We start from the raw sequence: 15,949 nt of genomic DNA, 5'->3' as shown, positions 1-15,949 counted from the left end.
ACCAAGAATATTAGACCAAAAAGCCTAATATTTGATTGGATTTTAACCGAATGAAATAAATATTTTAAATATTAATTAAATTTCAATTAGCAATAAAATTTAATTAATATTTAGGTTTGATTCTTAAAACTCCAACTTTACATGAGGTTTATAAGTATCTGTTTTTACTTTTGCGCCCAACTCATGTAAAATGTTGTATAAACCAAAATTGGTGCGGTTGATATAAATAAAATGCTTTACCCCACGGGCTTGCTTAAACTCTGGCATTTTAGAAATTTTCTCTCCAAAACTATATAAGGACTCAAAAAATGCAGTCTGACTGAAATCAAATTCTCCAGTCATATAAGGTTCTGCAAATAGCGAAATCATTTGCTTATAATTTTGATAATAAAACTCAATTTGCTTTTCATCATCCTTAGGAAGTATCATTTCTAAAGCCCTAAAAGCTTTAATGGTTTCTTCTCTGTTATCTAACAAATCTGTTGATGTGGTAGAGAAAAATGGATAATAAAAATCATCAGGAATTTCTTTAATACAGCCAAAATCAATAATTCCTAGTTTTCCATCAGGCGTAATTAAAAAGTTTCCTGGGTGTGGGTCGGCATGTACCGCTCTTAATTCATGTTGCTGAAAATTGTAAAAATCCCACAGAGCTTGCCCAATGCTATTTCTTAATTCTTGAGATGGGTTGGTTAATAAAAACTCTTTTAAATGCTGCCCTTCTAGCCAGCTCATGGTAATTATTTTTGGACCAGATAGTTCTTCAAAATAAGTTGGAAAAACAAGATTGGGAATATCGGCGCAAGCCTTAGAAAATTCTAAAGAGTTTTTAACCTCTAATTCATAATCTGTTTCTTCTACCAAGCGTTCTTCTACCTCTCTCATGTAAATATCCAGCTCTTTTTCGCTCATACCCAATAACCTAAAGGCAAAAGGTTTAATGAGTTTTAAATCAGATGAGATGGAGTTTCCAACCCCTGGATATTGGATTTTTACCGCCAGTTTTGTACCATTTAATTCGGCTTTGTGTACTTGCCCAATAGAAGCGGCATTGGTTGATTTAAGATCAAATTTATCGAAAATTTTATCTGGTGTTTTGCCGAAATTCTTTTTAAAAGTTTGCATAATTAGCGGCCCACTTAAAGGCGGAGCACTATATTGCGATAAAGAAAATTTCTCGGTATAAGCTTTTGGAAGAATGTTTTTATCCATGCTCAGCATTTGAGCAACTTTTAAAGCACTGCCTTTAAGCTGACTTAAAGAGTTATAAATATCAGCTGCATTATCTTCATTTAGCTCATCTCTGGTGAGTTCCGAATTAAATAATTTTTTAGAATAATGCTTAATGTAGTTTCCTCCAATTTTAATTCCTGTTCCTACAAATTTTGCAGAACGGGCAACTTTACTGGCCGGAATACTATTTTGCTCTTTCATGTTTAAAAGTGAAAAGTTGAAAGTAAAAAGTTGAAAGTTCCAAGTATAGATACTTGATACTTACATCTTGATACTTGATTAAAAAGGCATTTTAAAACCCGCATTTTGAGCCAAAAACTTTCCATAATCAAGAAGATTATCTATGGGTGTTCTTTGGAAAAGATCGAAAGTAACGTTAACACCTTTTTCTATGGCTTCGTCTGTTTTTTCGAAATCGGCAGAGTAATCTTTTATCCAAAAATTAAGAAGAAAAGCAACTTGCGCCCACAAACCATCTTTATATCTGTCGCTAATAAATTTTCTATCGGCTAATTCTCCGGTTTCTAAACCTTCTTGTATAATTGCTATACCAAATTCCTCAAAAGCTATTTTACCTTCTTTTAACTGAACCGGGGTACGTAATCCTTTTTTAAATTGACTTACACTATGGTTTACAAAACTTCTTTTGCTTTTTAACAATTCAAAAAAACTGTAGTAAAAAGACAATGCTTTTTCTCTGGCCGAATATTGTTGCCATACTTCCTGAGCTTTAACTTCGGCAATGGTTTTTATAAAAAAATCTGTCCAAACATCAGCCTCAATAGCATCAAAAGAACTATAATATTTATAAAATTCTTCCTCGGCCATTTTGTTTTTCTTGGCGAAAGAAAACACAGATATGGGTTGTTTACCTTCTGTAAGGATATAATCTATGTATGCGTTTTGGATTTTTTCTTTAGTTGCCATGCTTCTATTCTTTATCACTATTAACGTTCAAAAATTGAGGTTGTTTTCCGGTTTTGGCATAAGTTAATCGACCTAAAGGATTAGTGGTATAATAAGCATCCAAACCAGCAGCAGTCACTGATTTTGCTTTGTTTAAATCTACAAAACCATCAGATTCTACTAAGTCTTCATCAATTAAAATATACTTTACTTCCCCAATCACAATTTTGGTGCGGTTTAGTAAAAAAGGTAAAAATTCTTTAAATTCTAACCCTATTTTAACATTAGCCTCTTTTACAAACGGAGCAGAAAAACCTTCAATATATTCTTCAGTAAATCCACAGGCTTCAAACTCTGATTGCCCAGCTAAATACCTGGCGCTAGTTTGATGAGCCGCTATAAAATTACTCTCTAACACATTATTTAGGGTATAATTTTTTGTTTGTAAAATATTATGAAAGGTTTCATGCTCATTTCCATCAGGTCTTACTACCAAGCCTAAGTAAGGCGGATTTGCACCCACATGAAAAATAGAACTAAAAACGGCTAAATTACTTTCTCCTTTTTCACTCCTAGTCCCAACCATTTGCAAACTTTTAAAACCAGAAATACTGTTCATAAAAGTTGTTCGGAATCTACTTTCCATTCCTGCAATATCGGCTGAGCTAAATTTTTTCATCTAAAAGTTTCTAACTGACGACATACCTCCGTCAATGCTTAAAATTTGCCCTGTTATCCATGAGCTTTGCGGCGAAAGTAAGAAAAATGCAGCATCTGCCAATTCCTCTGCTGTACCAATTCTACCTAAAGGATGTCTTTTGTTTGAAGCTTCTTTTCTCTCTGGCGTAGATATCAAATTTTGAGCTAAAGGTGTCTCAGTTAAAGATGGCGCAATTGCATTTACTCTCACTTTGGTTGAGGCAAACTCTGCCGCTAATGATACTGTTAAACCTTCAATAGCGCCTTTAGAAGCTGCAATACTCGCATGAAAACCCATTCCGGTTTTTGCGGCAACCGTACTAAATAAAACCACAGATGCATTACCCGCTGCTTTCATTTTACTAATAGTCAACTGAATTACCTTTACTGCACCCAAAACATTTACCTTGTAGTCTAATAAAAAATCTTCTTCGGTTAACCGGCCAAAAGGTTTCAAATTTATAGTGCCTGGGCAATAAGCTAAGCCATCTAAAACATCAGGCAATTGTTCTTTTAAAGCACTTACATCTCCCAAAACATCTATTGGTATATAAGTTACGCCAGCAGGCAAATCACCTTCATGTCTTGATGCCGAGTAAACCTGATGCCCTTCGGCAACAAGTTTTTTTACCAACGCCAACCCAATTCCCGAGCTTCCTCCAACTACTAAATAGTTCATCTTAACCAATGTATTTTAAAAACTCATTTCTGGTTTCCATATCTAAAAACTTACCGCCATACTCTGCAGTAATAGTAGAACTTTGGGTATCTTTTATTCCTCTAGATGATACACATAAATGATGCGCATCAATTACCACCGCAACATCTTCAGTTTCTAAAACCCTTTTCAGTTCATTAGCAATCTGAATATTTAAACGCTCTTGTACTTGCGGACGCTGAGCATAATATTGCACAATTCTGTTTAATTTAGATAAACCAATTACCTTACCGCTGCTAATATAAGCCACATGTGCTTTCCCTATAATAGGCACAAAATGATGTTCGCAATTACTGTAAAGTGTAATGTTTTTTTCAACCAACATTTGGTTGTATTTGTATTTATTATCAAATAATTTAATGTCGGGTTTGTTAGCCGGGTCTAAACCACTAAAAATTTCTTTGATGTACATTTTAGCCACTCTTTTTGGAGTTCCTTTCAAACTATCATCAGAAAGATCAAGTCCCATAATTTCCATAATGTGTTTGAAATGTTTTTCAATCATTTCAATTTTAGTTGCATCATCTAAAAGGAAAGCATCTTCTCTTAATGGGGTATCGTAAGAAGTTCCAACATGTTCATCGCCAATAGCGTCAATTAAAATATCCTCTGTAGGATAAGTGTTAAGCTGGGTATTCAACATAGTTTCGTTCAGTTTCGTATAAAATTACTTTCAAATCCAATTCAGGATCAATCTCACTTTTTAATAAATTGTAAATTACCATGGCAATATTTTCTGCCGAAGGATTTAACACCTTAAATTCAATAACATCCAGATTTAAATTTTTATGATCAAATCTGTCAATTACTTTTTCTTTAATTATTTTAGATAATACCTTGGTATCTACCACATAACCGGTTTCTTCATTTGGGTAACCAATCACCTTTACAGTTAAATCATAATTATGACCATGGTAGTTTGGATTATTACATTTTCCAAATATCTCTGCATTTTTTTCCTCACTCCAATTGGGGTTATTCAATCGGTGAGCTGCATTAAAATGCTCTTTTCTAAATACTGCGACTTTATTTTTCATCATTAATTAAAACTTAAACCTTAAAAACCTTATTTTGTTTAACAATATTTAAAAAAAGATAAACAAAACATAAATTACAAACACCTATCGTTTAGATATTTTATTGAAACTAATTTGACGTTGCAAAGTGCATTTAAAACGATCAATTTCACTACTCCTCTTTTTTAAATGCTTATGCGAAACTTGGTGCGCTCTTTCTCTCCATAAACGCCAACTAGAAGGTTTCAGTTCTCTACGCATCAATTTAATTACCGCTTGCTCATTCAACTGAAATTGCAATTCAATAGCCTCAAACGGGGTTCTATCTTCCCAAGCCATTTCAATAATTCGGTCTATATCTTTATCTGTAAGTTCTTTTAGTGCAATTTTCATTGTTTGTAAAACATCTATCACATCATATTGTTTATCATTGAAGAAAAGAATTTGGGCATTCGGGCGAGCTATCCACTATATCTTTTTTTTCATCCACCCCTAAACCCACGCTAAAAAAAAGGATGCCGTTCCTATCCCTAATGCTCAGTGCTTTAACTCAAAAAAATGCAAAACAAAAAAGGACAAACCATAGCCAAAACTAATTTACCTCAAAAGGTATGCGTTGTTTGTAACAAACCATTTTCTTGGCGCAAAAAATGGGAAAAATGTTGGAACGAAGTAAAATATTGCTCCACCCGTTGCCAGAATACTAAATAATAAGCAATATTGTATCAATCATATTTTTAAGAGAAAATTAGGCACAACATGAGTGAAAAAACTATACTTGTTTGGTTTAGAAATGATTTAAGAATTCACGACAATGAAATATTATTAGAAGCTACTCAAAAAGCGGCCATCATTGTTCCTGTTTTTTGTTTTGACCCACGTCATTTTACACAAACAGTTTATCATACTCAAAAAACAGGTGGTTTTAGAACACAATTTTTACTAGAAAGTGTAGCCGATTTAAAATCCTCTTTTCAAAAAATGGGAGGAGATTTGCTTATTAAAATAGGCAAACCAGAAGAAATTATTCCACAAATTTGTAAAGCATATAAAGTAGACGAAGTTTTTCACCACAGAGAAGTAGCCTCAGAAGAAACAGAAGTATCATCCTTAACAGAAGATGCCTTGTGGAAATTAAAAATAAATTTGAAGCACTTTATTGGCCATACTTTATACCATAAAGAAGATCTTCCTTTTCCAATCAAAGATATTCCTGATGTTTTCACCAGTTTTAGAAAAAAAGTAGAAAGAGAAAGCATCATTAAACCTAGCATTGCTACCCCAAATAAAATTATTGTTCCGCAAAATTTAGAAGAATCAGTAATCCCTACTGCGCAAGATTTAGGAATAGACATTTCTCCAAAAGATTCAAGATCTGTTCTTGATTTTAAAGGCGGCGAAACCGAAGGATTGAAAAGATTAAAATATTATTTGTGGGACACTAACCTTTTACAAAAATATAAACTCACCAGAAACGGTTTAATTGGCGGCGATTATAGCTCTAAATTATCAGCTTGGTTAACCGCCGGCTGCCTTTCTCCACGAGAAATTTATTGGGAAATAAAAAAATACGAAAAAGAAAGAGGCGCAAATGAATCAACCTATTGGCTAATTTTTGAATTGCTGTGGCGAGATTATTTTAGATTTATGTTTAAAAAACATAGCGGTACTTTTTTTAGGGAAGGCGGTTTTAAAGGCGTAAAACCAGAAGTAGCCCCAAACCAACAAGAGCTTTTTGAAAAATGGAAAAACGGAGAAACTGGCTTACCATTTATAGATGCCAACATGAAAGAACTCAACCTTACCGGTTTTATGAGCAACCGTGGTCGCCAAAATGTAGCTTCTTATTTAGTAAAAGATTTAAAAGTAAACTGGACCTGGGGTGCAGCTTATTTTGAAGAAAAGCTGATAGATTATAACCCTGCTAGCAATTGGGGAAATTGGGCTTACATTGCCGGTGTAGGTAATGATCCTCGTGAAAACAGATACTTCAACATTCCTAAACAAGCTAAAGATTATGACCCAAAAGCAGAATATATGAAGCTTTGGTTGCCAGAATTAGGCGCTTTAAAACCCGAAGAATTGCATCAAAAGCAGTAATATTTATGCTAAACCAATAAAGCGTAAGAAATCAAAAGCGTTCTCAATTCTATTTTGATAGAAACTAAATAGCTCATCTTGTTGTTGCCCTAACAATGGCAAAAATATTAAGACTAATTCTTGGTGATCAACTCAATCACTCGCATTCTTGGTTTAAAGAGAAAAACAACGAAGTAACCTATGTTTTAATGGAAGTAATGCAAGAACAGCATTACGTAAAACACCATATCCAAAAAATAGTCGGGTTCTTCTCTGCCATGAGGCAATTTGCCAGTGAGTTAAAAGATGAAGGTCACCAGGTTATTTATTATTATTTAGATGCCCAAGAAAATCAGCAAAACTTTACCCAAAACTTAAACTGGCTCATTCAAAAATTAGGCATAGAAAAATTTGAATATCAAATGCCTGATGAGTACCGTTTAGACCAACAATTTAAAGCCTATTCCAAATCTATCTCCATCCCATCGGCAATTTTTGATACCGAACATTTTTACACTACTAAAGAAGAAGTGAAAGAATTTTTTAAAGGAAAAAAGCAATACCTCATGGAGAACTTTTATCGCTATATGCGTAAAAAACATCATATTCTGGTTGATAATAATTTAGACCCTGTAGGCGGGCAATGGAATTTTGATCATGAAAATAGAAAAAAATATGATGGCAAAACTCCGCTAAAAAAACCGCTTACGTTTAAAAGAGACGTAACAGATCTGGTAAAAATGCTTAAGCAAATGGAAGTTCCTTCTTTCGGAAAAATTACCCAAAAAGAGTTTTCTTACCCCATTTGCAGAGAAGATGGGTTAGCACTTTTAGCATATTTTTGTGATGAATTGCTCCCCGCATTTGGTAAGTATGAAGATGCCATGTTAAAAGAACATCACACCCTTTTTCACTCCTGTCTTTCTTTTGCGCTCAACCTAAAAATGATTTCTCCGCAAGAAGTCGTTAATCAGGTAATCAGCACTTGGAAATTAAATCAAGAAACCATAGACATGGCACAAGTAGAAGGTTTTGTAAGGCAAGTAATAGGTTGGCGAGAATACATGAGAGGTATTTATTGGGCCGAAATGCCACAATTTGCACAACAAAACTTTTTAGAAAACAAAAATGCTTTGCCATCTTGGTTTTGGGATGGCCAAGTAAAAATGAATTGCTTAAAGCAGTGCATCAATAACTCTTTAGACAACGCTTATGCACATCATATTCAAAGATTAATGGTGATAGGGAATTTTACGCTATTGGCTGGCTGTCATCCTGATGAGGTTGACAAATGGTATTTAGGTGTTTACGCTGATGCCGCAGAATGGGTTCAAATTACCAATACCAGAGGGATGAGCCAGTTTGCTGATGGCGGAATTGTGGGTTCTAAACCTTACGTTGCTTCGGCCAATTACATCAATAAAATGAGTAATTATTGCAAAGGTTGTGTTTATGATAAAGATAAACGCTACGGAAACAAAGCTTGCCCCTTAAATAGTTTATACTGGAATTTTTATTTAACCCATGAAAATAAGCTAAAGAAAAACCAAAGGGTGAGCATGATGTACCGGCTTTTAGAAAAAATGGAGCCTTTAGAAATCGAAAAAATAAAACAACAGGCAACTATTTATCTTCAAGAAATTAATACCCTTTAAACATAATTTAATTTTTATAAACAAACCACCTATATATTTGTTACCCTTGCGTAATTGAAACGTTTTAGTGTAGCAAGATAATTGAAAAAGGTAGTGAAAAAATTTTCCATCAGTGATATAGAAAACTTAACAGGAATAAAGGCTCACACCATTAGGGTTTGGGAACAGCGTTATAATTTTTTCACAACCAAGCGTACAGATACCAATATCAGATATTATGATGATGCGGATTTATGTATGTTTTTAAATATTGCCACCCTAAATGAAAACGGATATAAAATCAGTAAAATATCCAAAATGGATATTGATGAAATCAATAATCTAGTAAAACGCTTAAAAGAAGATCATTATAATGCAAATGTTCAGGTTCAAATGCTATCTAACGCCATGCTTAAAATGGATGATGATGAGTTTGACGAAATTTTAACAGGCTGTGTTAATGACATGGGAATGGAAGCTTCCATGGCAGATATTATATTTCCATTTTTAAGAAAAGTAGGTTTTATGTGGCAAGTGGGCAGTATTAATCCGGCACATGAGCATTTTGCTACTCATAAAATAGGGCAAAAATTAATACAACAAACTTATTTACACAAAAAGCCATCAAAGCATGATAGTAAAAGATACTTGCTTTTTTTACCCCCTAATGAAACGCATGAAGTAGGTTTACTATTTGCACAATACCTATTAAAAGCAAATGGCCATCAAACACTCTACTTGGGTCAAAATTTACCTTTTGAAAGTATAGCAGAAGTGAACGCTTATTTTGAGCCCGACTTTGCCTTTTCAGTACTCACGGTATCAAATTCAGATAATAACATTGATGTTACTGTCAAAAAACTGAGAGAAAACCTAGGTAATACTCCTCTAATATTAGCGGGAAACCAAGTATCATACCACAACATTTGCCCACAAGAAAATTTGATATTAATTAAAAATATCAAAGAATTTACTCAAATTACAGAGAAATTAGGGATGTCTATTGCATCTTAATCATATTTAAATTGTAATAAAAAATTTATTTAATCCATTAATTTAGTGGTTTACAATCCTATTTTTTTACTTTTGCAGCTCAATAAAGATTTAGTTTTTTGATGGATAGTTTATCTTATCTCAGCAATGCAGATTCGGCTTATATAGATTCCTTATATCAGTCTTACAAATCAGATCCACAATCGGTGGATTTTGGATGGCAAAAATTTTTCGAAGGTTTTGATTTCGGACAACAGTCTGAAGGCAAAAACATTCCTACTGGCAAAGGAGCAAGTGCTCCTGAGCATGTTTTAAAGGAAATTAATGTCCTTAACATGATTAATGGCTACCGTCAAAGAGGCCATCTTTTCACTAAAACCAATCCGGTTAGAGAAAGAAGAAAATATTTTCCGGGTAAAGAATTAGAAACCTTTGGTTTTTCTAAAGACGATTTAGATACCATTTTTAATGCCGGTATAGAAGTTGGCTTAGGTCCTGCTACATTACGTGATATTTACCAATTATTAGAAGATACTTATTCTCAATCTATTGGGGTAGAATACAGGTACATGAGAAATCCACTCAAACTTAAATGGTTTGAAGAACGCATGGAATCTTGTAGAAATACGCCTAATTTTGATGTAGAGAAAAAGAAAAGAATTCTACTAAAATTAAATCAGGCAGTAGCTTTTGAAAACTTTTTGGGTACTAAGTTTTTAGGTCAAAAAAGATTTTCTTTAGAAGGAGCAGAGTCTTTAATTCCTGCTTTAGATTCTGTTATAGAAAAAGGTGCCGAATTAGGAATACAGGAATTTGTTTTAGGAATGGCTCATCGTGGAAGGCTAAATGTGTTGGCCAACATTATGGGAAAAACCTATAAAGACATTTTCTCTGAATTTGAAGGAAAATACAATAAAGACTTGCCTTTTGGCGGAGATGTAAAATATCATTTAGGTTTTTCAACCGATGTAGAAACCTCATCAAACCAAAAAGTACACTTAAGTTTATGTCCAAATCCATCACACTTAGAAACTGTTGATGCGGTTGTAGAAGGAATTACTCGTTCTAAAATGGATATGAAATACGGTGGTGATTATAAAAAAATTGCTCCTATTTTACTTCATGGAGATGCTTCTGTAGCTGGCCAAGGCATAGTTTACGAAGTATTACAAATGGCTAAGTTAGATGGTTATAAAACCGGTGGAACCATCCACTTGGTGATTAACAATCAAATTGGTTTTACTACCAATTACAAAGACGCCCGTTCATCAACTTATTGTACAGATATAGCAAAAGTGACGCTTTCACCAGTATTCCATGTAAATGGAGATGATGTAGAAGCATTAGTTTATGCCATTAATATGGCGATGGAATATCGTCAACGTTTCCATAACGATGTTTTTATTGATATTCTTTGCTACAGAAGATATGGTCACAATGAATCTGACGAACCTCGTTTCACGCAGCCTTTATTGTACAAAACCATAGAAAAACATCCAAATCCGAGAGAGATTTATGTAGAAAAATTATTATCCTCTGGTGCTGTAGATGTAAATCTGGCAAAACAAATGGAAAAAGAATTCAGAGATCTTTTGCAAGAAAGATTAAATGAATCTAAAGAAGATAAAGGCGCACCTTCTAACCCAGCATTCTCTGGTGCATGGACAGAAGTAAGATTTTCTAAACCAGAAGATTTTGCAAGCTCTCCGGCCACAGCCATAGATGAAAAAACATTTTTAAAGATTGCTAAAAAAATTGCCCAACTACCAACAGATAAAGTTTTCTTATCCAAAATAGACCGTTTATTTAAAGAACGATTGAAAATGGTAGAAGAAACCAAAACCTTTGATTGGGCAATGGGAGAATTAATGGCTTATGCCAGTATTGCAGAGGAAGGAAAAAGAGTAAGAATAAGCGGCCAGGATGTAGAACGTGGCACTTTTTCTCACAGACATGCTGTAGTTGTAGTAGAAGATTCTGAAGAAGAATATATCCCTTTAGCAAACATCTCTGAAACTCAAGCTCCTTTTGAAATTTTTAACTCTCATTTATCTGAGTACGGTGTTTTAGGTTTTGAATATGGTTATGCAATGGCCAACCCTAATGCATTAACCGTTTGGGAAGCTCAATTTGGAGATTTTTTTAATGGTGCCCAAATTGTTATTGATCAATATATTTCTGCAGCTGAAACTAAATGGCAAAGAGCAAACGGCTTGGTAATGTTACTGCCTCATGGTTTTGAAGGCCAAGGTCCAGAGCATTCATCTGCAAGGGTAGAACGTTTCTTAGAACTTTGTGCAGAATTTAATATGCAAGTGATCAATTGCACTACTCCTGCTCAATTTTTCCATGCTTTACGTCGCCAATTAAAAAGACAAATACGTAAACCACTTATTGTATTTACACCAAAAAGCTTACTACGCTCTCCAAAATGTGTATCTCCATTAAAAGATTTTACAGAAAATAAATTTCAAGAAGTAATAGACGACCCAAATATTAAAGCCGCGAAAGTAAAAAGAGTGCTTTTATGTACTGGTAAAATTTATTATGATTTATTAGAGGCTCAAGAACAAGGCATTAGAGATGATGTTGCAATTGTAAGGTTAGAGCAAATGTATCCTACTCCTTTTGAGCAGTTAGAAAAAATTAGAGAAAAATACAAGAAAGCTGAGTTTGTTTGGGTTCAAGAAGAACCTGAAAACATGGGCGCTTGGCCATTTATTTCTAGAATATTTAGAAAGTCAAAATTTGATTTTGACGTAATAGCAAGAAAAGCAAGCAGTAGCCCTGCAACAGGTTTTGCTAAACAACACATTGCAGAACAAACTGCTATTGTTGCTAAAGCTTTCGAGATTAAAAATGTAGAAGATGCCAAAGAGTTGATTATAGAAACAACTGCTAAGGCTAAAAAATTCGATTAAGGTTAAAAATAAAGCAATATTCATGAGCTTAGAAGTTAAAGTGCCAGCAGTTGGCGAATCGATCACAGAGGTAATCCTTTCTAAATGGATTAAAAAAGACGGCGACCAAGTTGCTATGGACGAAGTAATTGCCGAACTAGAATCAGACAAGGCTACATTTGAGCTTACCGCAGAAAGCGCTGGAACTTTAAAAACGATAGCCAAAGAAGGCGATACTTTAGCAATAGGCGCTCTTGTTTGTAAAATTGAAGATGGCGGTAATGCTGCTGCTCCTGTACAAGAAGAAAAAGCGGTTGCTGCTGCTCCAGCACAAGAAACGGCTGCTCCTCAAACTTCTGCCGCTACAGCAATAAAAGAAATTAAAGTGCCTGCTGTTGGCGAATCTATTACCGAAGTAACTTTAACTAAATGGTTAAAACAAAACGGAGAGAGCGTTGCTATGGACGAGGTAATTGCCGAATTAGAATCAGACAAAGCTACTTTTGAATTGCCTGCAGAAATTGCTGGTATTTTAAATACGGTAGCTAAAGAAGGTGATACTTTAGAAATTGGTGCTTTAGTGGCCACCATTACCGTTGGCGCAGGCGCTGTATCATCACCAAAAACAGAAGAACCAAAACCGGCCCCAGTTGCAGCAGATAAATTAAGTGTTTCTTACGCTGATAAAACTCCATCACCGGCTGCGGCTAAAATTTTAGCTGAAAAAGGTGTTGATGCTCAACAAGTAAGTGGAACTGGAATAGATGGTAGAATTACCAAAGACGACGCCATGAAAGCACAAGCAACTCCTGCTAAAACAGAAAGTGCTCCTGCTAAGGCTGCTGCTCCTGCTACCCCTGCAATTTCAGGAGAAAGAACAGAGCGTAGAGAAAAAATGAGCTCTCTAAGAAAAACCATTGCAAGGCGTTTAGTAGCTGTAAAAAATGAAACAGCAATGTTAACCACTTTTAATGAGGTTAATATGGCTCCAGTAATGGAATTGCGTAAAAAATATAAAGATCAATTTAAAGAAAAACATGGTGTTGGCTTAGGCTTTATGTCTTTCTTTACCAAAGCAGTTACAGAAGCATTAAAAGATTTCCCATCTGTGGGAGCAAAAATTGATGGAGAAGAAATTGTTTACAGCAACTTTGCTGATATTTCTATTGCTGTTTCTGCCCCAAAAGGATTGGTTGTACCTGTAATTAGAAACGCAGATACGCTTTCATTAGCCGGAATTGAAAAAGCAGTAGTTGCTTTAGCAGTAAAAGCTCGTGATAACAAATTAACTTTAGAAGAAATGACTGGTGGCACATTTACCATTACCAATGGTGGTGTATTTGGCTCTATGTTATCTACTCCTATCATCAATGCGCCACAATCTGCAATTTTAGGAATGCACAATATTGTAGAAAGACCAGTTGCAGAAAACGGACAAGTAGTGATTAGACCCATCATGTATGTTGCTTTATCTTATGATCATAGAATTATAGATGGAAGAGAATCTGTAGGGTTTTTGGTGAGAGTAAAACAACTTTTAGAAGATCCATCCAGATTATTACTAGGCGTTTAATTTCAAAATATAAATAAAGAAAACCTCTGCTAAAACAGAGGTTTTCTTATAATATCTCTTTTTAAATGCTGTTAGCGATTACCTTAAGTAAAGAATTCGTTTTCAAATTCCTACGATTTGGTTTAGTGGGTTTTTCGGGCATTTTTGTTGATTTTGGCACTACCTATCTTCTTAAAGAAAAGCTAAAAATTCATAAATACGTAGCTAACTCCGCCGGATTTTTATTAGCCACCATCAGTAATTATTTATTAAACAGGTACTGGACTTTTCAAAGCCAAGATCCAAAGGCATTTGAGCAATTTGGGAAATTTTTTGGTATTGCGCTTATCGGTTTACTGTTTAACAATTTGATCATTTACATATTAAATGATAAATTAAAAATCAATTTTTATCTTTCAAAAGTATTTGCAATTGCAGCGGTTTCTATTTGGAACTTTTTTGCTAATTATATTTATACTTTCGCAGGATAATGAGTGAATTTTTAAATCAGAGTTTTAAGCAAGCTAAATCAAAAAACCTACTCCTATTTTTTTTAGGCATCACCCTACTCTTTAATTTATTACAAGCTTATCTTACTGGTTTACACCCTGATGAAGCCTACTATTGGGTTTATGCTCAGTTTTTAGACTGGGGTTATTTTGACCATCCACCTATGGTGGCTATATTTATAAAAGCAGGATATTTTTTATTTAACAACCCTTTAGGATTAAGACTTTTTACTGTTTTAAGCAATGCTTTAGCACTTTATCTGCTTTGGCTCATTGTAAAAAAATATGGTGTACACATTCAGCTCTTCATCATTATGGTGAGTTCTGTGCTGTTATTTCATGTGTATAGCTTTATCACTACGCCAGATGTCCCTTTGTTTTTCTTTAGCGTTTTGTTTTTATATGTGTACCAATTATATCTTAAGGAAGATAAAATAAAATGGGCACTAGCTTTAGGTATTATTTGTGCAGGTTTAATGCTGAGTAAATACCATGGCATATTGCTGATATTTTTTGTATTGCTTTCAAACTTTAAACTATTTACCAGAAAATCTTTCTATCTCACCATTATTTTAGGGGTAGCATTATGCCTTCCGCATCTTTATTGGCAATATTTAAATGGTTATCCTTCGCTTTATTACCATTTAATTGATAGATCTGCAAAAGCATATAAATTTGTTTACAGCAGTCAGTATTTTATAGATCAATTGTTAATGATGGGCCCTTTGGTGGGTTGGCTGTTTTTTTATTACGGTTATAAACTAAAAGCACAAGAAGACCTTTTTTTAAGAGCCTTAAAATTTGTGGTTTATGGTGTATTTTCATTCTTTTTCATCAGCACTTTTAAAGGCAGAGTGCAGGCTCAATGGCCTTTAATAGAGTTTATTGCTTTGTTCATTTTAGGCTATGTTTATGCTGTTCAAAACTTAGCTGCTTTTAAAAAATTTAAGTGGTTGTTTGGCGTCAATATCTTGTTAATTTTAATAGCTAGATTTGTTATTATGGGCTATATTCCTGCTTTAAATAAGATCAAATTTGTAGCTTCTTTTCAAAATTATGAGGCTTGGGCACAAGAAATTAAAGCCGAAGCCAAAGGTTATTCAGTGGTTTTTGAAGATGGTTTTCAAGAACCTTCTTTTTATAATTTTTATACTCAATCTTTAAAAGGCGTAGCTTATAATTCTATTAATTACAGGCAAACCCAATATGATTTATGGCCTTTAGAAGACAGCCTCCAAAATAAAAAAGTATTGCTGCTGCAAGTTGGAGAAGCCACTTTACTCAACCAAAAAACTATAGAAACTATAAAAGGAACTTATCATATCACCTGGTTAGACAGTGTAAGATATTATCCTAAAATTAATTTTGAGCCTATTAATTTCCCAAAAGAATGGAAAGCTAATGAAGAAATTGGAATTACTTTTAAAGTTGTAAATCCATACCACAGGGCTATTAGTTTTGCGTCGGAAAATCAAAAATGGGCTTGTATCTTTCAATATGGCTATTTAAAAAACGGCAATATTATAAAAATAGAGCCTATTGAATCAACATTAAATAACTTAACCATTGAAGCTAAACAAAGCATAAATGTTAAAATAAACATAAAAGCTCCACCACAAACCGGAGATTATAAACTATTTATATCTATAAAAACTGAACCTTTTGTTGGTACACGCAACAGCAAAATGATCAATATGAATGTAAAATAAA

The 15,949-nt window shown here is 34.0% G+C and carries 15 protein-coding genes; 8 read left to right on the top strand and 7 right to left on the bottom strand.

The genetic code is table 11. From position 1 onward, the window contains the following. Positions 1-123: 123 nt before the first annotated feature. The 7 genes from FA046_RS05145 to FA046_RS05115 form a co-directional block, all read right to left on the bottom strand. A complete protein-coding gene (locus FA046_RS05145) occupies positions 124-1,434 on the bottom strand; it encodes an ABC1 kinase family protein (protein ID WP_136825270.1) in 1,311 nt (436 codons plus the stop codon). Positions 1,435-1,512: 78 nt separating this feature from the next. After that, positions 1,513-2,160: a TetR family transcriptional regulator C-terminal domain-containing protein gene (locus FA046_RS05140; RefSeq protein WP_136825269.1), complete on the bottom strand. Its 648-nt coding sequence runs from the start codon at positions 2,158-2,160 to the stop codon at positions 1,513-1,515. 4 nt (positions 2,161-2,164) lie between these two features. Beyond that, the gene (locus FA046_RS05135; protein WP_136825268.1) at positions 2,165-2,818 is read right to left on the bottom strand and encodes a flavin reductase family protein; all 654 of its coding nucleotides are present in this window, start codon (positions 2,816-2,818) and stop codon (positions 2,165-2,167) included. Beyond that, the gene (locus FA046_RS05130) at positions 2,819-3,517 is read right to left on the bottom strand and encodes an SDR family NAD(P)-dependent oxidoreductase (RefSeq protein ID WP_136825267.1); all 699 of its coding nucleotides are present in this window, start codon (positions 3,515-3,517) and stop codon (positions 2,819-2,821) included. 1 nt (position 3,518) lies between these two features. Further along, positions 3,519-4,199, bottom strand: a complete 681-nt coding sequence (gene folE / locus FA046_RS05125) for a GTP cyclohydrolase I FolE (protein WP_136825266.1) — start codon at positions 4,197-4,199, stop codon at positions 3,519-3,521. Further along, complete coding sequence (locus FA046_RS05120) at positions 4,180-4,596, bottom strand: 6-pyruvoyl trahydropterin synthase family protein (RefSeq protein ID WP_317130537.1); 417 nt, start codon at positions 4,594-4,596, stop codon at positions 4,180-4,182. Before FA046_RS05120 ends, folE begins: the two co-directional genes overlap by 20 nt. An 81-nt stretch (positions 4,597-4,677) precedes the next feature. Next, complete coding sequence (locus FA046_RS05115; protein ID WP_136825265.1) at positions 4,678-4,965, bottom strand: TIGR03643 family protein; 288 nt, start codon at positions 4,963-4,965, stop codon at positions 4,678-4,680. 165 nt (positions 4,966-5,130) lie between these two features. Here FA046_RS05115 and FA046_RS05110 point away from each other — a divergent pair, with 165 nt between their 5' ends. The 8 genes from FA046_RS05110 (at position 5,131) to FA046_RS05075 (ending at position 15,948) form a co-directional block, all read left to right on the top strand. After that, complete coding sequence (locus FA046_RS05110; protein WP_136825264.1) at positions 5,131-5,283, top strand: DUF2256 domain-containing protein; 153 nt, start codon at positions 5,131-5,133, stop codon at positions 5,281-5,283. A 48-nt stretch (positions 5,284-5,331) separates the two neighbouring features. Beyond that, positions 5,332-6,672: a DASH family cryptochrome gene (locus FA046_RS05105; protein WP_136825263.1), complete on the top strand. Its 1,341-nt coding sequence runs from the start codon at positions 5,332-5,334 to the stop codon at positions 6,670-6,672. Between the two features lie 95 nt (positions 6,673-6,767). Beyond that, the gene (locus tag FA046_RS05100) at positions 6,768-8,306 is read left to right on the top strand and encodes a cryptochrome/photolyase family protein (RefSeq protein WP_136825262.1); all 1,539 of its coding nucleotides are present in this window, start codon (positions 6,768-6,770) and stop codon (positions 8,304-8,306) included. A 93-nt stretch (positions 8,307-8,399) separates the two neighbouring features. Continuing rightward, a complete protein-coding gene (locus FA046_RS05095; protein ID WP_169303301.1) occupies positions 8,400-9,299 on the top strand; it encodes a MerR family transcriptional regulator in 900 nt (299 codons plus the stop codon). 101 nt (positions 9,300-9,400) lie between these two features. After that, on the top strand, positions 9,401-12,199 hold the full coding sequence (locus FA046_RS05090; protein WP_136825260.1) for a 2-oxoglutarate dehydrogenase E1 component: 2,799 nt from the start codon (positions 9,401-9,403) through the stop codon (positions 12,197-12,199). 22 nt (positions 12,200-12,221) lie between these two features. Further along, positions 12,222-13,751 carry a 2-oxoglutarate dehydrogenase complex dihydrolipoyllysine-residue succinyltransferase gene (odhB, locus tag FA046_RS05085; protein WP_136825259.1) on the top strand — a complete coding sequence of 510 codons (1,530 nt, stop codon included), beginning with the start codon at positions 12,222-12,224 and terminating at the stop codon, positions 13,749-13,751. Positions 13,752-13,816: 65 nt separating this feature from the next. Beyond that, positions 13,817-14,221 carry a GtrA family protein gene (locus tag FA046_RS05080; RefSeq protein WP_136825258.1) on the top strand — a complete coding sequence of 135 codons (405 nt, stop codon included), beginning with the start codon at positions 13,817-13,819 and terminating at the stop codon, positions 14,219-14,221. Beyond that, positions 14,221-15,948, top strand: a complete 1,728-nt coding sequence (locus FA046_RS05075) for an ArnT family glycosyltransferase (protein ID WP_136825257.1) — start codon at positions 14,221-14,223, stop codon at positions 15,946-15,948. Before FA046_RS05080 ends, FA046_RS05075 begins: the two co-directional genes overlap by 1 nt. Position 15,949 lies beyond the last annotated feature (1 nt).

Origin of the sequence: Pedobacter cryophilus (assembly GCF_005116455.1) — a bacterium.
Lineage (GTDB): Bacteria > Bacteroidota > Bacteroidia > Sphingobacteriales > Sphingobacteriaceae > Pseudopedobacter > Pseudopedobacter cryophilum.
This window is presented reverse-complemented; position numbering and strand designations above follow the sequence as displayed.